The sequence below is a fragment of the Hydrocarboniphaga sp. genome, assembly GCF_965279055.1.
Lineage (GTDB): Bacteria > Pseudomonadota > Gammaproteobacteria > Nevskiales > Nevskiaceae > Hydrocarboniphaga.
This window is the reverse complement of record NZ_OZ257125.1, coordinates 2,403,945-2,421,492: the sequence shown is the minus strand read 5'-3', so window position 1 is coordinate 2,421,492 and position 17,548 is coordinate 2,403,945. Positions and strand designations below refer to the sequence as shown.

The 17,548-nt window shown below is 65.6% G+C and carries 17 protein-coding genes and 1 pseudogene; 5 read left to right on the top strand and 13 right to left on the bottom strand.

The genetic code is table 11. The annotated features are described in order from the left end of the window. Positions 1 to 82: 82 nt before the first annotated feature. From ACQZF9_RS10920 to ACQZF9_RS10905, 4 genes are all read right to left on the bottom strand, one after another. Positions 83 to 1,411 (bottom strand): HipA domain-containing protein, encoded by a 1,329-nt coding sequence (locus ACQZF9_RS10920; protein ID WP_428313256.1) that lies wholly within the window; start codon positions 1,409 to 1,411, stop codon positions 83 to 85. Then, on the bottom strand, positions 1,411 to 1,680 hold the full coding sequence (locus tag ACQZF9_RS10915) for a hypothetical protein (protein ID WP_428313255.1): 270 nt from the start codon (positions 1,678 to 1,680) through the stop codon (positions 1,411 to 1,413). Before ACQZF9_RS10915 ends, ACQZF9_RS10920 begins: the two co-directional genes overlap by 1 nt. A gap of 315 nt (positions 1,681 to 1,995) precedes the next feature. After that, entirely contained in the window at positions 1,996 to 2,805 is an 810-nt protein-coding gene (locus ACQZF9_RS10910) for a class I SAM-dependent methyltransferase (protein WP_428313254.1), read from the bottom strand. A gap of 105 nt (positions 2,806 to 2,910) precedes the next feature. Continuing rightward, positions 2,911 to 3,591 (bottom strand): DUF2845 domain-containing protein, encoded by a 681-nt coding sequence (locus ACQZF9_RS10905; protein WP_428313253.1) that lies wholly within the window; start codon positions 3,589 to 3,591, stop codon positions 2,911 to 2,913. Between the two features lie 212 nt (positions 3,592 to 3,803). Between ACQZF9_RS10905 and ACQZF9_RS10900 the strand changes: the two genes are divergently transcribed. After that, positions 3,804 to 5,096 carry a hypothetical protein gene (locus ACQZF9_RS10900; protein WP_428313252.1) on the top strand — a complete coding sequence of 431 codons (1,293 nt, stop codon included), beginning with the start codon at positions 3,804 to 3,806 and terminating at the stop codon, positions 5,094 to 5,096. Here the strand turns inward: ACQZF9_RS10900 and ACQZF9_RS10895 are convergent. Further along, positions 5,093 to 5,965, bottom strand: coding sequence for a DUF808 domain-containing protein (locus ACQZF9_RS10895; RefSeq protein WP_428313251.1), 873 nt, complete (start codon positions 5,963 to 5,965; stop codon positions 5,093 to 5,095). The genes ACQZF9_RS10900 and ACQZF9_RS10895 overlap by 4 nt on opposite strands. Before the next feature lie 124 nt (positions 5,966 to 6,089). Here ACQZF9_RS10895 and ACQZF9_RS10890 point away from each other — a divergent pair, with 124 nt between their 5' ends. After that, on the top strand, positions 6,090 to 7,163 hold the full coding sequence (locus tag ACQZF9_RS10890) for an alkene reductase (RefSeq protein WP_428313250.1): 1,074 nt from the start codon (positions 6,090 to 6,092) through the stop codon (positions 7,161 to 7,163). A gap of 15 nt (positions 7,164 to 7,178) precedes the next feature. Here the strand turns inward: ACQZF9_RS10890 and ACQZF9_RS10885 are convergent, their stop codons facing one another. The 4 genes from ACQZF9_RS10885 to ACQZF9_RS10870 form a co-directional block, all read right to left on the bottom strand. Beyond that, on the bottom strand, positions 7,179 to 7,814 hold the full coding sequence (locus ACQZF9_RS10885) for a LysE/ArgO family amino acid transporter (RefSeq protein WP_428313249.1): 636 nt from the start codon (positions 7,812 to 7,814) through the stop codon (positions 7,179 to 7,181). A gap of 10 nt (positions 7,815 to 7,824) precedes the next feature. Continuing rightward, positions 7,825 to 8,706, bottom strand: a complete 882-nt coding sequence (locus ACQZF9_RS10880; RefSeq protein WP_428313248.1) for a serine hydrolase — start codon at positions 8,704 to 8,706, stop codon at positions 7,825 to 7,827. A 152-nt stretch (positions 8,707 to 8,858) separates the two neighbouring features. After that, entirely contained in the window at positions 8,859 to 11,090 is a 2,232-nt protein-coding gene (locus ACQZF9_RS10875; RefSeq protein WP_428313247.1) for an NADP-dependent isocitrate dehydrogenase, read from the bottom strand. A 307-nt stretch (positions 11,091 to 11,397) separates the two neighbouring features. Continuing rightward, positions 11,398 to 12,063, bottom strand: coding sequence for a MarC family protein (locus ACQZF9_RS10870; RefSeq protein WP_428313246.1), 666 nt, complete (start codon positions 12,061 to 12,063; stop codon positions 11,398 to 11,400). A gap of 64 nt (positions 12,064 to 12,127) precedes the next feature. On the opposite strand from ACQZF9_RS10870, the gene ACQZF9_RS10865 reads away from it, so the two are divergent. Continuing rightward, positions 12,128 to 12,742 (top strand): DUF2939 domain-containing protein, encoded by a 615-nt coding sequence (locus tag ACQZF9_RS10865; protein WP_428313245.1) that lies wholly within the window; start codon positions 12,128 to 12,130, stop codon positions 12,740 to 12,742. A 15-nt stretch (positions 12,743 to 12,757) separates the two neighbouring features. On the opposite strand, the gene ACQZF9_RS10860 is transcribed toward ACQZF9_RS10865, so the two are convergent. Continuing rightward, positions 12,758 to 14,251, bottom strand: coding sequence for a mannitol dehydrogenase family protein (locus tag ACQZF9_RS10860; protein ID WP_428313244.1), 1,494 nt, complete (start codon positions 14,249 to 14,251; stop codon positions 12,758 to 12,760). Next, positions 14,251 to 14,883 carry a TetR/AcrR family transcriptional regulator gene (locus ACQZF9_RS10855; protein WP_428313243.1) on the bottom strand — a complete coding sequence of 211 codons (633 nt, stop codon included), beginning with the start codon at positions 14,881 to 14,883 and terminating at the stop codon, positions 14,251 to 14,253. The genes ACQZF9_RS10860 and ACQZF9_RS10855 overlap by 1 nt, the downstream gene beginning before the upstream one ends. 178 nt (positions 14,884 to 15,061) lie before the next feature. On the opposite strand from ACQZF9_RS10855, the gene ACQZF9_RS10850 reads away from it, so the two are divergent. Further along, on the top strand, positions 15,062 to 16,444 hold the full coding sequence (locus ACQZF9_RS10850) for an FAD-binding oxidoreductase (protein ID WP_428313242.1): 1,383 nt from the start codon (positions 15,062 to 15,064) through the stop codon (positions 16,442 to 16,444). A gap of 99 nt (positions 16,445 to 16,543) precedes the next feature. Here ACQZF9_RS10850 and ACQZF9_RS10845 read toward each other — a convergent pair whose 3' ends face one another. Together ACQZF9_RS10845 and ACQZF9_RS10840 are read right to left on the bottom strand one after the other, a co-directional pair. Next, complete coding sequence (locus ACQZF9_RS10845) at positions 16,544 to 17,023, bottom strand: DUF3574 domain-containing protein (protein WP_428313241.1); 480 nt, start codon at positions 17,021 to 17,023, stop codon at positions 16,544 to 16,546. A 95-nt stretch (positions 17,024 to 17,118) separates the two neighbouring features. Continuing rightward, positions 17,119 to 17,328, bottom strand: a pseudogene (locus ACQZF9_RS10840) (transposase); the annotation flags it as partial. 20 nt (positions 17,329 to 17,348) lie between these two features. Here ACQZF9_RS10840 and ACQZF9_RS10835 point away from each other — a divergent pair. Beyond that, positions 17,349 to 17,537 carry a hypothetical protein gene (locus tag ACQZF9_RS10835; RefSeq protein WP_428313240.1) on the top strand — a complete coding sequence of 63 codons (189 nt, stop codon included), beginning with the start codon at positions 17,349 to 17,351 and terminating at the stop codon, positions 17,535 to 17,537. Positions 17,538 to 17,548: the final 11 nt, after the last annotated feature.

Genomic DNA, 17,548 nt, shown 5'->3' with positions numbered 1-17,548 from the left:
CGGGGATTCAGCACGGCCAGACGACATCGAATCCGGCACGATCCTTAAACTCTACGCTGCTGCTCCTCGAATCCTTGCATGGTTATGCTGTTGCGACCTGACGCAGCATGTCTTGGATCACAATGCCTCGGATACAACTCAGCAATCGCATTTCGTTGGGCACGAATTCAGAAGCCGCGCTCGGATTTGGGCACTGCGCGACTTCGGCCTCCGTCTCGGATTCTATTTCCGCGATGAGCTGATCGGCGGCTGCGAGCAACCCCGCCGACATTCGATCCAGCTCACGGTCGATCGCTCTTGGCGGCAAATTGAGCGCCCGGCCAGCATCAACCAGATGGGAGCGTCGTACCGCACCGAAGGTCGCAGCTCCGGGTAGCGGAAGTGCCAGATGCGTGGCAGGCCACTTTGCTTCGGTGTCGGCAATCGCGCGGGTGTCGTAGACCGCTGTCGACAGCAAGTCATAGGCGGGTGCCAGCTCGACACCGTCCGGGTGAACGAGGAAGGACAGGTTCTTCAGATGATTATCGCCATTGCCGATGAGAACATTGAAAGCCAGCCAGCGAAAAATCTCTTGTCGCGCGGAGGCCTTGCTGCGGCAGCGCTCAATGAGTTCATTGAGCGTTTCCACAGATGCTTCTGTGTATTTGAACGCCCGAGACTTGTTCAGCAACTGGCAGGCATCCACGGTATGGAGCCGCTTGAATAGCCTGCCGCCGTCATCGGGGACACGGTCGAAGCGATCGATCAGATACACCGGCTGCGGCACCCGGAGACGATGCACAGCTGGCACTCTCAACCGCATGCGGTCTGCCAGCCGCATCGTGAAATACTCGTTCAGGACGGAGGCGGGATACCCAGCATCCGGATGATTGGGTTTAAGCAAGTGCGTCGAGGGCGTTCCACCAACCGGCTCGAAAAGGGCGCCGTCTTCGTAAATCACCAGCAGCTTGTGCTGGGCGCCAGCCAGGGACATGCGCTTGGGTGCGTCACGATTGATCGGGGCTTTTGGCAGGCGGTCGATACGCTGGCTCAATGTCGCCTGTGAAAGTTCGTTGCGACCATGGTCTCCAGCCTCGCTTTCGCCCTGGCGAAGCAAGGTCAGCGAGCCCGCCGATTCGCGCCCGAAGTGAGCCAGCAAACCGAACGCATCGGCCTCCGGAATGCCGGCTTCATTGGACAGCAGGGTGCGCAGCCCCTCCTCCGGAAGCAGGTTATCGAAATACCACTGCACCGGACGCTGACTGGACCCGTCGCGATGAAGCAAGCTGCGCCGCGAAAGCGCGGGCGACAGATCGAAGACCTCCGGGCTCGCCTGCCACTGCGCGGTGTACTCGAACTCCCAGATGTCGTCCTGCTCGCGAAGCTGCCCGACCTGACGATCACCCGCCAATACGTTTAGGGCGCGTGCCATCAGGCCTTGCTCTTGCTTTTGCCCTTGCGTGCCGGGGAAGTGCCAGAAGCGGCATCTTCCTGCCGAATACGGTCAAGTACGGCCTCGACGTTGTCGGGCACATCCGCGACCAGCCGAATTCCGAGTTCATCGAGCAATCGGAGCACGCGGCCGATCTGCGCGGTTTCCTTGCCGCGTTCGACGTGACGCACGAACACCGGCCCCGCCATAGGCAAGTCGTCCATACGCACTTTTCCCGCTTTCCGCGCAGCACGGATCAGCAGGCCCAAGTCGTGGGTATTGGCAATAGGAATACGCATAAAATCGATTACCTCTGATCGATTCTGGGTTGAGATGCCGCCCTTGTCAACAAAATCGATTCGATCGAATCGATAGTTGCCTTGAATCTTTACTGAGCGACAAAATCGATTCGATCGTATCGATAACGGTGGGCGCGCGACGGTCGAAATAGCCTCCACTCGGGGGAGCTGGGCAACAGGCCAGCTCCGAGCCCCCACGGCGGCGAGTGGTGGGGCGTAGGGCGGGCGTTTGCGCAAGCCGCGTTGACGCTTGTGGTGCAGGTGCTGGAAGCGGCGCCGGTTTTATCAGCGGCGCGCGGCGTTTGCTTTTCTGATCGCCACGACGCCGTCGCCGTTGAACTCGGTGGAAAAGCCGGCGCGTTGCAGGCGCGTCGCGACCTCCGCCGGCACGTCGCGGCGGCTGGTCAGCTTGTTCGGCGAGCCGGTGTAGTGGAACAGGCGGCCGCGCGGGCGGATCACGCGCGCCAGCTGGTCGTAGAAGGCCTGCGAATACAGCTCGCCGGCGATGCCGAAGCGCGGCGGGTCGTGCAGGATCGCGTCGACCGAGCCGCTGGCCAGCGTCTTGATCTGCTCGGCGACGTCGGCGTTCTGCAGGCTCAAGGCGCCGCCTGCGACCGGCGACCAGGGGTTGAGGCTGCGCAGCCAGATCACGTCGAGATTCTTTTCATAGGACTGCACCTGCGCAGCGCCGCCGCTCAAACAACAGGCGGCGAAGTAGCCGAGGCCGCCGCAGGTGTCGAGCACCCGCTTGCCGCGCGGCTGGATCAGCCCGACCTTGCGCTCGGCGTCGGCGTAAGGCGACACCTGCGCGGTCGGCAGCATCTTGATGCCGTCGATTTCGAAGGTCGGCGCGCCCCATGGCGTCGGCACCAGCTTGATCAGCGAGCCGCCGAAGCGCGCGACCGGCTCGAACACGCGGCCATTCCAGTGATAGATCGTGCGGTCCTTGCAGACCTCGGGGATCGGGTAGCGCTGGCCGTCGTAGACGAAGCCGTCGGCAACCAGGTCGACTTGCGTCTTCGACCGGTCCAGATCGAACGAGCAGTCGACGCTCGTCGCGCCGCTGGCGCGCGCCGCGACCAGCGCGGCGTGCACGGGCAAAGTGAGCAGGGGACCGATGGCGCGGGGCGAGTTCGTCACGCCGCGGATTGTACGCAACCGTCGTTCCCGCGACGGCGGGAACGACGGTTGAAGGCGCGATTACTCGGCCGACGAAACCCGCGTCGAGTTCTCGTAAACGTCGAACACGCGGCCGTTCTGCACCGTCACCGTGGTGACGCCGCCGGCGACTTCGTACGACAGCGCCTCGCGATAAATCGCGACCTTGCCGTTTTGCTTGTCGCCTTCGATCAGCGCGGTGCCCTGGGTGAAGGTACTCGAGCCCGGGTCGAGCTGTTTGGGGTCGACCACGTAGGCCGAGCGCGACACCGGCTGGCCGCAGGCCTGGGCCAGGCGGTACTTGCTCAGTCCCTTGCTCAGGCTGGCGCCGACGCAGTCACCGCCGGCGGTGCGCGGATCGAAGCCGGCGCCGTCGCGGCTGACGGTGGCGACGCGGCCTTCGACGAAGCGCAGCACCTGCACTTCACCGTTCGGGCCGGGGTTGTAGTACCACTCTTCCACCGGTGCCAGCACGTTGGCCTGCGGGATTTCCGCGCTCATGCCCCAGGCATCGCGAAAGCTCGGCTGGCCGCAGGCGGCGAGCACCGCGTCGGCGGTGGCCTGCGGCGCCAGCGCGGTCGCGCCGTCGCAGCTGGCGAGCTGCGCGGCCGGTGTCGACGAGGACATCGATGACGCGCTCTGCGGCTGCGTCGGATGGGTGGAGCAGGCGGCAGTCAGCGCCAGCAAGGCCGTGGACAGGCCGTAGGGAATGATGCGGTTCATGTGATTTCTTCCTTGAGTGTGGCCGGGAGCCGTTGGGGTCAGCATCGCGGCCGGGAATGAATTGGCGGTTAACGCCGTTACCGATCAGCGCGCGCCGGGCGCCACTGGTCCGGCCAGCCGGCGCGTTGGCTGAGCCGGACGCGATGCGTGGCGGACTTCACCGCTAGCCTGATACGCGGGCGATACTGGCGGCGGGCGGGGAGATAACCACGGTGGGTCACGACGAAAATGCGCCGCTGAAGAAAGCGATTGCGGCCGGTCTGTGCGCGTTGTTGCTGCTGCTGTGTTGCGACGCCCGTGCGGCATCGCCGAGCTGGGCCTGCGCGCAGCGTCTGCCCGATGGCGAATGCATCGGCAGTGCGCGTTATCGCGATGGCAGCGACAACATCAGTGGCACGCGCGGCTTTCTCGGCTCGGATCGCCTGGTCTGGCTCGGCGAGCTGACGCGGGTCGACAACATGAACGTGCGCACGGTCTGCGCTTTCGCGCCGGACGGCCGCTGCCTCGGCGATCTGACCACCTTCTATCCCTACGGCAAGCGCCGCAGCGAAAGCCTGCGCGTGGTCGATGGCGTCGATCAGTATGTCGGCGTGTCGACGACGATCAATGCCGACGGCCAGCGCCTGGAATGCGTGGTCAATATCGCCGGCGACTGCGACGGTGAAGCGGTCCTGCAACTGCCGTCGAAGGAAATCCTGCACGGCGTGCGCAAGGCGCGCGGATACGAGTCGGCCTGGGTCGGCAGCGGCCGCTGGATTTTCCGCGGCGGCGAAGTCAAGGACTGCCTGCTCAACGAGGACGGCTCCTGCAAGCCCGGCCCGCTGACCTTCTGGGACAAGGACAGCAAGCGCGTCGGCACGCTCGGCAGCGACGGCCTGCTGGTCGGGCCGCTGACGATCTTCGATAGCAGCGGCCGGCAGAAATACTGCCCGATGGCGGTCAAGGGTGGCTGCCCGGTCCGCGATCTGGTGGTGACGCAGGCGCCGCCGGATGCCTGGAAAAAGCCGCTGCCGAAAACGGCTTCAACGGCGCGGCCGAACGAAATCCGCGCGAGCTTCGCCGCCGTCGCCACGGTCGTCATCGGCCCGCCGGACGACAGCGCCGAGCTGCGTTACCAGATGCTGGTCTGCGGCGACGAAGTGCGCCTTGCCTACAGCGTGCTGCGCACGGTGCGGCCCAGCGTGCCGTTCCGCGGCCAGGTGTGGATGGGCGAGGATCTGATCGGCGTATTCGACGATCCGGCCGCGCGGAAAACGCCGGCGACGCCGTTCAGCTGCCGCAGCCCGCAGACTCGCAGGATCGCGCCGCTGGCCTGGCAGCAGCCGCGGCTGCCGCAGCATCGCTTCGTCGACGGCTCCGAGCTGTGGACGATGGAAGAGCGCATCCGGCTGTTTCTCGACCGGCTGACGGTGCGGCCGTTCCGCGTGGTCAATCGCGCGGTCGTCGCCACCGCGCCACGGGCCTTGCCAGTTCCGCTGTTGCCGGCAAAACCTGCCGCGCGCTAGCGTCGCCTGTAGAGCTTCATCGCCGCTTCGACGACGACGAAGGCAAGCGCCCCGAGTACCACGCCGACGACGGTGTCGGCGAGAGCGGCCAGCCACGACGACGGCTCGCCGATGACAGCGATGATGGCGTGATGCAGCGCCGCGACGTGGTGCACCAGCAGGCCGCCGCCGACCGCGAACATCGCCGCGGTGCCGACCAGCGCCAGCAGCTTCATCAGCGCCGGCGCCGCGGCCAGAATCGCAAGCCCCAGTTTTTTTGCCGATGCCGAATCACGCCGCGTCAAAGCAAAGCCCACGTCGTCGAACTTCACCAGCAGCGCGACCAGGCCGTAGACGAACACGGTCATGCCGACCGCGAGCAGGCTGACACTGACGATCGTCGTCGCGAGCGGCGCCTCGCCGATCGCGGCCAGCGCGATCATGATGATTTCGCCGCTGAGAATGAAGTCGGTGCGGACCGCGCCCTTGATCTTGTCGCGCTCGGTCTGTGCCGTTTTCGGCTGTGCCTGCGCATGCGCATCGCCCTGCGCCTTGCGTCCCGGCCAGGGCGCGTGCAGCAGTTTTTCGAAAGCCTCGAAGCACAGGTAGGTGCCGCCGATGATCAGCACCGGCCCCAGCGCCCAGGGCGCGAAAGCCTCCAGCAGCAGCGCGATCGGTACCAGGATCAGCTTGTTGATCAGCGAGCCCTTGAACACCGCCCAGACGATGGGCAGCTCGCGCTCGGCGCTGCTGCCCGACACCTGCTCGGCGTTGACCGCGATGTCGTCGCCGACCACGCCGACGGTTTTCTTGGCCGCGACCTTCGACATTACGCCGATGTCGTCCATCAGCCCGGCCATATCGTCCAGCAGGGTCCACAACGACATCATCGCCCAGATCTCCAGTCGGTTGATGGCGTCACGATAGCAAGCCCGTCTGTCACGCAGCCGTTACGGTCGGGTCCGCGTCATGTCGGGCTGCTAGCATCGGATCGAATTCAAGCCGAGACCTGCGATGCCCACACTGTTCGACCCTATCAAGGCGGGAGCGCTGCAATGCCCGAACCGCGTCTGGATGGCGCCGCTGACGCGTGGCCGCGCCAGCCGCGACCATGTGCCGACCGAGCTGATGGCCGAGTACTACGCGCAGCGTGCCAGCGCTGGCCTGATCATCACCGAGGCCACCGGCATCAGCGTCGAAGGCAGCGGCTGGCCCTATGCCGGCGGCCTCTGGGGCGTCGAGCATGTGCGCCACTGGAAGACCGTGACCGAGGCAGTACATGCCGCCGGCGGCCGGATTTTCGCGCAGCTCTGGCATATGGGGCGCCTGGTGCATCCGTCGCTGCACGGCGTGCAGCCGGTGTCGGCCAGCGCAACCACCGCGCCGGGCCAGGCGCACACCTATGAAGGCAAGGCGCCGTATGTGCAGCCGCGCGAACTGGCGCTTGCCGAGATTCCGCGGCTGATCGCGGACTACGTGCATGCGGCGCGCAACGCGATCGCGGCCGGTTTCGACGGCGTGCAACTGCATGCGGCCAATGGCTACCTGATCGACCAGTTCCTGCGCGACGGCAGCAATCATCGTCAAGACGCCTACGGCGGCCCGGTCGAGAACCGCCTGCTGCTGTTGCGCCAGGTGACGCGCGCGCTGGTCGACGAAGTCGGTGCCGACCGCACCGCGGTGCGGCTGTCGCCGAACGGCGATTCGCAGGGCGTCGACGACAGCAACCAGAATGTGCTGTTCCCGGCGGCTGCGGCGGCGCTCGACGAACTCGGCATCGCGTTTCTGGAACTGCGTGAGCCGGGGCCGAACGGAACCTTCGGCAAGTCCGAACGCCCGCCGGTGGCGCCGCTGATTCGTGAGCGCTTCAAGGGCGTGCTGGTGCTGAACTCGGACTACGACCTGCAGCGCGGCCAGGCCGCGCTCGCATCCGGCGCGGCGGACGCGATCACCTTCGGCCGCAAATTCCTGGCGAACCCGGATCTGCCGGCGCGCCTGGCCCAGGGCATTGCGCTGACAGCAGACGACATGAAGACCTGGTATTCGCAGGGAGCGGAGGGATATACGACGTATCCGCGCGCGACGTAGTGATTGAACCTGAAACTACAGATTAAGCGCTCGCATCAGCAAGGCCGCCGCCAGCACCAGCATCGTCACGCCGACGCCCAGATCGAGCAGCTTCCACGCGATCGGCCGCGCGAAAACCGGCGTCAGCAGGCGAGCGCCGTAACCCAGCGCGGTGAACCAGATGTACGAGGCGCTGGCGGCGCCGGCGACGAACCACGGCCGAGACGCGGGCTGCACGCTCGATCCGACCGCGCCCATCAGCAGCACGGTGTCCAGATACACGTGCGGGTTGAGCAGCGTGAACGCGGCGCAGCCGGCGAGCGCGCGGCCCAGGCTCATCGACGGCTGCAGCTCCACCGCCATCGTCGCCGGATGCAGGGCGCGGCGCAGCGCGCCGATGCCATACCAGGCGAGGAAAGCGGCGCCGCCCAGTGTCAGCCATAGCGTGAGACCAGGGACGGCCTGCAGCAGCGCGCCCAGGCCGGCGACACCGGCGGCGATCAGCAGAGCGTCGGCGGAACCGCAGAACAGCACGATCGCGAAGACGTGTTCGCGGCGCAGGCCCTGGCGCAGCACGAAAAGGTTTTGCGCGCCGATCGCGACGATCAGCGCAGCCGACAGCGCGAAGCCCTTGCCGAAGACCGCCAGCAGCTGTGCCGCTTCGCCGTTCACGGCTTGCGGCTCAGGACGCCGTCTTGTTGACGTTGGCGGCTTCGGTGGCGGGGCGCGCCGGCTTGGCCTTGCCCTGGCGTTCCAGATGCTTGCGCACGCGGCCGGCGTCGGCGAAGCGGGTCAGGGTGCCGAAGGAGTTCAGGAACACCATCGTGATGTTGCGGTTGAGCGTGGTCGCGCGCATTACCAGGCAGCGGCCGGCCTCGTTGGTGAAGCCGGTTTTCTGCAGCTCGATGTCCCAGTCGCGATTGTTGCGCACCATGCGATTGGTGTTGACGAAGGTCAGCATCTGCTTCTTCACGCGCAGCGTCGCCTCGGGCTGCACCGTGTCCCTGCGGACCTGTTCCTGCGCGTCGGCGGCGCTGACCAGGCGCAGCAGATCGCGGGCGGTGGATACGGTGAGGCTGGACAGGCCGGCGGAATCGGCGAAGTAGGTCTTGCTCATGCCCAGCGATCGCGCCTTCTCATTCATCTTGGCGAGAAACGCCTTGCGGCCGCCCGGATAGGCGCGGCTCAGGCACATCGCCGCGCGATTCTCCGAGGCCATCAGCGCCAGCAGCATCATCTCGCCGCGGCTGAGCCGGGTCCCCACGGGCAGGCGCGAGGTGGTGTGCTTTTCGCGGTCGACGTCGTCGTTGCTGATCTCCAGCATTTCGTCCATCGGCAGCCGCGCGTCGGTGACCACCAGCGCGGTCATCAGCTTGGTCAGCGAGGCGATCGGCATGACCACGTCGGCGTTCTTGGCGAACAGCGATTCGCCGGTGTCCTGATCGACCACCAGCGCGGCATTGGATTTCAGCGACAGGGTTCCGGCGGCGGCAGACGCCGTGGCGGAGAGCGTTACGCCGAACGCAAGCGTCAGCGTGACCAACAGGCGGTGCAGATCATTCACTGATGCGTCGGCTTCTTGTCGAATAAAAACCGACTGTAACAATCCGGGGGCGGATTGTCTGCGGCCAGCCAAATGTAGGAGCGGATCCTATCCGCGACTGTGCCGTCGGGGCATCAGTCGCGGATAGGATCCGCTCCTACAGGTTCAGCAAGCTACGCCGCGGCGAGCGCCGCGTTGAACGTCGCGCTGGGGCGCATCACCGCTTCCACCTGCTTCGGGTCGGCGAGGTAGTAGCCGCCGATGTCGGCCGGCTTGCCCTGGACTTCGGCAAATTCGGCGACGATCTTCTGCTCGCTGTCGCCCAGCACCTTCGCCAGCTTGGCGAAGCGCGCCTTCAGCTCGGCGTCGTCGTTCTGCTCGGCCAGCGCCTGCGCCCAGTACATCGCCAGATAGAACTGGCTGCCACGGTTGTCGAGCTGGCCGGTTTTCGGCGACGGGTTCTTGTTGTTGTCGAGCAGCTTGCCGGTGGCCGCGTCGAGCGTCCGGGCGAGGATCTTCGCGCGCGCGTTGCCGGTCTTGATGCCGAGGTCTTCCAGGCTCACCGCCAGCGCCAGGAACTCGCCGAGCGAATCCCAACGCAGGTGGTTTTCCTCGACCAGCTGCTTGACATGCTTCGGCGCCGAGCCGCCGGCACCGGTTTCGTACATGCCGCCGCCGGCCATCAGCGGCACGATTGACAGCATCTTGGCGCTGGTGCCGAGTTCCATGATCGGGAACAGGTCGGTCAGGTAGTCGCGCAGGATGTTGCCGGTGACCGAGATCGTGTCCAGGCCGCGCATCGCGCGCTCCAGCGTGTAACGCATCGCGCGCACCTGCGACATGATCTGGATGTCCAGGCCGCTGGTGTCGTGATCCTTCAGGTAGGTTTTGACCTTGCGGATCATTTCGTTTTCATGCGGACGATACGGGTCGAGCCAGAACAGCGCCGGCATGCCGGAGTTGCGTGCGCGCGTGACCGCGAGCTTGACCCAGTCGCGGATCGGCGCGTCCTTGACCTGGCACATGCGCCAGATGTCGCCGGCCTCCACGTTCTGCGACAGCAGCACGTCGCCGGTTTCGATGTCGACGATGTTGGCGACGCCGGCTTCCGGGATCTCGAAGGTCTTGTCGTGCGAGCCGTATTCCTCGGCCTGCTGCGCCATCAGGCCGACATTGGGCACGGTGCCCATCGTCACCGGATCGAAGTTGCCGTTGGTCTTGCAGAAATTGATCATCTCCTGGTAGATGCGGGCAAACGTGCTCTCCGGGATCACCGCCTTGGTGTCTTTCGGACGGCCATCGGCGCCCCACATCTTGCCGCCGATGCGGATCATCGCCGGCATCGAGGCGTCGACGATGACGTCGTTCGGCGAATGGAAGTTGGAGATGCCCTTGGCCGAGTCCACCATCGCCAGTTCCGGACGGTGCTCGTGGCAGGCGTGCAGGTCGCGAATCACCTCGTCGCGCTTGCTCGACGGCAGCGTTTCGAGCTTGTCGTAGAGGTTGACCATGCCGTTGTTGACATTGACGCCGAGCTCCTTGAACAGCGCGTCGTGCTTGTCGAAGGCGTCCTTGTAGAACACCCGCACCGCGTGGCCGAACACGATCGGGTGCGACACCTTCATCATCGTCGCCTTGACGTGCAAGGACAGCATCACGCCGGTCTTGCGCGCGTCCTCGAACTGCTCCTCATAGAACGCCAGCAGCGCCTTCTTGCTCATGAACATGCTGTCGATGATCTCGCCGTCGAGCAGCTCGATATCGTTCTTCAGCACCACCGCCTTGCCGCTGCCGGTCTGCAGCTCCATCTTGACCTTGCGCGCACGATCCAATGTCAGCGACTTTTCGCCGTGATAGAAATCGCCGTGCTTCATGTGCGCCACATGGGTGCGCGAGGCCATGCTCCATTCGCCCATGCTGTGCGGATTCTTGCGTGCGTAATCCTTGACCGCCTTCGGCGCGCGGCGGTCGGAATTGCCTTCGCGCAGCACCGGGTTGACCGCGCTGCCCAGGCAACGGGAGTAGCGCTTGCGGGTTTGCTTCTCGACATCGGTCTTCGGGTCTTCGGGGAAGTCCGGCAGCTTGTAGCCCTTGCCCTGCAGTTCCTTGATTGCGTTGACCAGCTGCTGGACCGAGGCGCTGATGTTGGGCAGCTTGATGATGTTGGTGTCCGGCAGCAGGGTCAGCCGGCCGAGCTCGGCGAGGTTGTCGGGGACGCGCTGTTCAGCGGTCAGGTTTTCGGGAAACTCGGCGAGGATGCGCGCCGCCACCGAGATGTCGCTGGTGGTGATCTTGATGCCCGCCGGCTCAGTGAAGCTGCGGATGATCGGCAGGAAGGCGTGCGTCGCCAGCAGCGGCGCCTCGTCGGTCAAGGTGTAGATGATCGTCGGCTGCTCTTTGCTCATTTAGTCGAGTGTCCTGAATTTTGGGCCGCAGTCTCGGCAGGGAATGGCGGCTTTGACCGGATCTGGCCGGACAAGTGCATTCTCAAACTGCTCGGACTGTCGCATTGTCTGTTGCGCCTGGGCGCTCTAAGACTTTCCACGGCGGCGGACGGCGCTTTCGACGAACCGGCACGATGGGGAGCCGGTCCGTATGTTACGCCGCATCCGCGCTGAATCAATCGCTAAGCGGGTTCTGTATTTTCCCGACCCGGGTTTCACCCGGGCTACGCCGCACTTGTAGCCCGGGTGAAACCCGGGGTCTCTCCGGTCAGGGCGCCACCGCGATCAGCGCGCTGTAGCCGCTCCAGATGATCTGGATGCCGATGCAGATCAGCACGAAGGCCGACAGGCGTACCAGCACGTCGACGCCGGTCTCGCCGAGCAGCCGCGCCACGCGCGAGGCAAAGCGGTAGCTCAGATAAATGCTCGCCGCGATCGCGATCACGCCGGCCAGCGCGCCGATGCCGTGCAGCAACAGCAGCGGCAAGGAGTCCGGCGTCTCGGCCTTGCGGCTGCCGATCGTGATCGCCACCGAAATCGAGCCCGGGCCGACCGTCAGCGGCATCGTCAACGGATAGAAACTGCCCAGCGGCTTGCGCGCCGACGGCTCCAGGTTGGCGGCGGTGGCGCCGGAGTCCGACCAGCCGCTGTCGTTGCTGAGCAGCTTCCAGCCCATCGAGGTGACGATCAGGCCGCCGGCGATGCGCACGATCGGCAGCTCGATACCGAAGAACTGAAGGATCCACGGCCCCAGCAGCATCGAGCCGATCAGCAGGAAGAAGCCGTTGAACGCGACCTTGCGCGCCAGCACGTTGCGCTCGGCGTCATTGCAGCGGTTGGTCACCGCCAGAAAGAACGGCGCCGCTTCCAGCGGATTGACGATCGGGAACAGCGCGGCAAAAGTCAGCAGGAAGGCGTTGGTGACGTCGTTCATGGCGGCAGTATCGCCTGCGCGCCCGGTCAGGCGGCAGTTGGACGGGCGTTTTTATGCTGGACGGATGAACCAGGCGACCGTGCCATCTGTCGAGCGGGATTCTGCACCCGGGCCGGCAGGCGGGCTGGTCAGCGCCTGGGTTCTGCTGGCCTTGACCGCAGCGCTGGCGGCCTGGCTGGTGTCGACGCCGTTCCTGTCGCTGCACGCGCTGTCCGCCGCCGCCGACCGCCATGACGACGCGGCGCTGCAGCGCTATGCCGACCTGCCGACGATCCGCGCCAGCCTGGCGGCGCAGCTGGCGGCGGCGCCGGCCGACGCCGCCGTGCCGCGGCACTGGTGGTCGGGCGTGCAACGCTGGTTCGCGCAGCAGACCGACAACGCGATGCTGGCGGCCGTGGACACGCCGCAGGGGCTGGTGGCGCTGGCCAGCGGTTACGGGCGCTGGTCGCTGGCGCGTAGCGGCCAGGATCGCGCGCAGCAGGCCATCGGCATCGCGCCGCGCCGGCTCAGCCTGCCCGAGGGCACGCGCTGGCGGCTGGTTTCGCTGTCGCAGGTTCGGATCACGGTGCCGGATCGCATTGACCCCGCACAGACCATCGATCTGCTGCTGCAGCGCGACGGGCTGCGCTGGAGGCTGGTGGATATTCGCCTGCCTGCGACGCAAAACGGCGGGTCATGAGCCACCGTTTTTTTGTCAGGTGGCCAGCGTCGCCAGATGTGCCTCGTAGCCTGCATCACGCAAACCGCTCAAATGATGTTCGATCCGGGCGCACACCCGGCCGATATAGTCCGCCGGCAGCGGCATCCTTGCCTGCATGAAGCGGCGCGCATCACCGTCGTCGATCGCCGCTGCGGCCAGCGATATCAGCTCGTCCCTGTTCGTGTCCTGATAAGCCGCACGCGCCGCGCCATCCTGCTGCAGGCCGGCCAGATAGCGCATCCACAAGGCCAGCGTCGCGGCGAGATAGTCGAAACTCTGCCCGCGCTGCAGCCGCTTCAACAGCGGCGGCAGCAGTACCTGCTGGAATTTCTGCGAGCTGTCCTGTGCCAGCCGCTGCAGCCGATCCTCGATCGCCGGATTCAGGAAGCGGCGGATCAGCGAGGCCTGGTAGTCGTCGAAGCTGACGCCGTCCAGTGGCTCCAGCGTCGTCGCGACCTGATTCATGTAGCCGGCCAGCCAGCGCGCGATCGCCGGCTGCTGCAGCGCGGCGTGCACGCTGACGTGGCCGCACAGCAGGCCCAGATGCGACAGCGCCGAGTGGCCGCCGTTGAGCAGGCCAACCTTCATGTCCTCGTAGCGTTTGACCAGGCTACTGAGCACGACGCCGACTTTCTCGAAAGCCGGGCGGCCGGCGACGAAGTCGTCCTCGAGTATCCATTGCTGCCAGGGTTCGCACAGCACCAGCGCCGCGTCGTCCACGCCCCAGCGTTCGCACAACTGCCGGTTGCGCGCCGGGTCCGCGGCCGGGGTGATGCGGTCGACCATCGACGAAGGGAAGCTGACGTTATCGGCAATCCACTGCGCCAGGCTGGTATCGATCTGCGCGGCGAAGCCGAGGATGCTTGCACGCAGCCGGTGGCCGTTTTCGATCAGGTTGTCGCAGGACATCAGCGTGAGTCCGCCGCTGCCGGCGGCGCGGCGCTGCGCCAGCGAGCGAACGATCACACCCGGAGCGCTGCGCGGCTGCTCGAAGCGGGCAAGGTCGGCGGCGATGTCGGGATGCCCGAGGTTCAGCGTGCCGGCGTCGTCGAGACAGTAGCCGGCCTCGGTGATGGTCAGCGAGACGATGCGCGTCGCCGCATCGGCGATCACCGCGATCGCCGGCGCGGCGTCGGCACTGGCGTCGACATAGGCCATCAGCGAGCCGATCACTTTGACGCGGGTCGAGGCCGCGTCGACTTCCCACAGCGAATACAGCAGATCCTGATCTTGCAGTGTCCGGTACAGCGGCTGGTCGGCGGCGCGCAGCGCGATGCCGCAGATACCCCAGTCTTCTCCCAGGCCGAGCTGTAGCAGGCGATGCAGATAGTCCGCCTGGTGCGCGCGATGAAAACCGCCGACACCGATGTGGCAGATGCGCCGGCCGATGTGCCGCGGATAGTTCGGCACTTCGACGGCGACGCCGTCGACCCGCGTCGCGGCGATGGCATCCAGCTGCGCCAGGTTCAGAGGGACAGCTGCGGTCATCACGCCGCCTCGGTGAGTGTCAGGTGTACGAACACCTCGAACAGATCCTGGCTGCGCATGTAGTTGACGCCGGTCTGGAACTGCAGCATCGACAGGCCGTTGATGTGCGCGACCAGGTGCGCGGCAACCTGCTCCGGCTTGCCGCGCAGCTTCTCGCCGTCGGCCAGCGTGGACTGTTTGATCGCCTGCGCCAGGCGCCCGAGCACATCTTGGGTCGCCTGACTGACTCTCGCGGTCAGATCGGGCCGGCTCAGCGCGATGGTCTGCACGACGAAGAACAGGCTTTCGCCCTGCAGGGACGCGCCGGCCTTGGCGCGCTCGGTGGCGATCGCCGCCAGCCGCTTGAGGTTGGCGCGCAGCCCGGCACCGTGTTCGAAAGGCGTCAGCGCCAGCGTAGTCATTTCATCCAGCAGCCGCAGCCATAGTTCGAAGAACAGCGTCTGCTTGTCGCCAAACAGCGAGTAGATCGGCTTGCGCGAATAGCCCGCATGCTCGGCGACTTCGTCGATGGTCAGCGCGTCGTAGCCTTTTTCGCAGAACAGTTCCCAGGCCGCGTCCAGCAACTGCTGTGTTCGCTGCTCCTTCTGCTCGCCGCGGTTGAGCCGGACTCTCTTCACTGGGGTGGCTGCCATCGCGGGTCTTGGCGTCGGGGCTGGTTGCAATCGAGTATAGAACAGGTCAATCTTCGGAACATAGTGTTCCGAAGTACAAGTTGTGCAGTCCAAGAACGACGCGCCTCGATAGCGCGCAGATCAGGCCGCCGGCGCAAGAACCTGTTTATCAATCGCCGAGCCGAAGCCGGGAGCCGACATGACCGATGTTCTCGCCGCCTTGCGCGGCTTGCTTGGCAGCGACGCGGTGCTGGACCCGAGCCGCGTCGCCGATCGCGCGACCAGTTACTGGAACCCGGCGCCGATGCAGGCCGCAGCGCTGGTGCGGCCGCGCACGACGGCCGAGCTTTCGGCGGTGCTGAAGCTGTGCAACGAACGCGGACAGAGCGTGGTCACGCACGGCGGCCTGACCGGCTGCGTCGAAGGCGCGATCAGCGATTCGCGCGACGTGATCGTGTCGCTGGAGCGGATGAACGCGATCGAGGAGATCGACAGCATCGGCCGCACGGCGACGGTCCAGGCCGGCGTGGTGCTGCAGAAGCTGCAGGAGACGGTGCGCGAGCAGGGCCTGTATTTCCCGCTGGATCTGGGCGCCCGCGGTTCCTGCACGATCGGCGGCAATGTCGCGACCAATGCCGGCGGCATCAACGTGATCCGCTACGGCATGATGCGGCAGCGCGTGCTCGGCCTGGAGGCGGTGCTGGCCGACGGCAGCATCGTGTCGTCGATGAACCGCATGTTGAAGAACAATGCCGGGTACGACCTGAAGCATTTGTTCATCGGCAGCGAAGGTACGCTCGGCATTGTCACGCGCGTCATCGTGCAACTCGAAGAGGCGCCGAGCAGCCGCAACAGTGCGATGCTCGCACTCGACAGTTTCGCCCAGGTCACTTCGTTATTGAGGCATGTGCAGAAATCCCTTGGCGGCAAACTGTGCGCGTTCGAGGTGATGTGGGGGCAGTATTTCCACACTGTCACCGCGCCCGGTTTTCACCGCGCGCCGATGGGCCGTGATCACGCCTTCTACGTGATGCTCGAAGCCGAAGGCGCACAGCCCGAGGCCGATCAGGAAGGCTTTCTGGCGACGATGGAGCAGGCGCTGGAACAGCAGATCGCCGCCGACGTCGTGATCCCCGGCTCGGAGACCGAGCGCCGCGCCCTGTGGGAAATCCGCGAAAACTTCCAGGCGCTGTACGAGCACAAGCCGATCTTCCTGTACGACGTCAGCCTGCCGATCCGCGACATGGACGCCTACATTCGCGAGGTGCAGCAGCGGTTGAAAGCGCGCTGGCCCGACAGCATCTGCAACGTCATCGGCCACATCGGCGACGGCAACCTGCATCTGTTCGTGCACCCGGGCACCGAAGGCGAGGGCCTGCACAAGCTGGCCGACGATGACGTCTACCTGCCGCTGCAGGCGATCGGCGGCTCGATCTCCGCCGAGCACGGCATCGGCACCGAAAAATGCGCGCGCCTGCCGATCTCGCGCTCGGCCATCGAGATCGAGCTGATGCGCACGCTTAAGCGCACGCTCGACGCCAAGGGCATCCTCAATCCGGGCAAGGTCATCGGCAGCGTCTGAGCCCTGGGGCCTTCGCGGCGGTTGGCCGTGCGCTGCACGTGAGCCGGCGCGCCGACAGCAGCACCGGGTATTGGCGAACCAGCGCCGTGGCAAGCCCGATCAGAACGACACCTCGGCGGGCTGGCTCACGCGCAGCACCGACAGATCGCCGGTCAGCTTTTTCCAGGCGCTGCGGATCTGCTCGATTTTGGCGTCTTTGTCCGCGTTCGATTCGTGCAGCAGCACGACGACCTTGGAGCGCAGGCGCTCGGGCGCGGCCGCGCCCTTGTCCTGCCATTGGCCGTAGATGTCGAACACGCTGAGGCCGCTGGCAAAGCGCGGCGTGATCTCGCGATCGAGAAACGCGCGCCAGGCGGCTTCGTCGATACCCTGATGCGCGTCATCGGCCGGGCCGGTGCCGAAATACAGCTCGGTGCGAATCCAGTTCTGCGCCTGCGCCGGATGCGCGGCGTCGCCTTGCAGCCGCGACGATACGCCGCCGTCGCGGTTCGCCAGTGATGTCGGCGCTACGCAGCCGGCGAGCAGCAGCAACAGCAGGACGGCAGCGCCGGTCGGCACCCGCCGGACTAGGGATTTCATGACGGTTTTCCTGAAGATGAATTCGCGACGACAATACATCGCGGGTCGTTTTATTGCGGCAGTTCCATTGCATATGAATGGCCAGGCCAGCCACGATGCATGCGCTTGAGCTGCGACAGCTCCGCTTCCAGCTCCTTGGTCCGCTTCAGATCCGATGCCTGCATGCCGCCGTACTTCGACTTCCAGCTGTAGTAGATCGGCTCGCTGATGCCCGCCTTGCGACAGATGTCCTTCACGGCCATGCCGGCGTCCGCCTGCTTCAGAATCGTGACGATCTGGGTTTCGGTAAAACGTGACTTCTTCATCCCTGCCTCCTGGCGTTACGATGCCAGAAAGCTCTCGTTATGAGTTGTCGCTCAGACGGGGAAGATTACGCCAGGTCGCCACCAATGCACGCCAGCAGCAGATCGACCATTACCGTTGGGTGCTCGTGGCCGGCGCCGTGCTGTTGCTGGCGGCGCTGACCGCGCTGATCCGCCGGCTCCTGCGCCGTCGCTCTTTCAACCGCTCCTAGGCGCACGACGG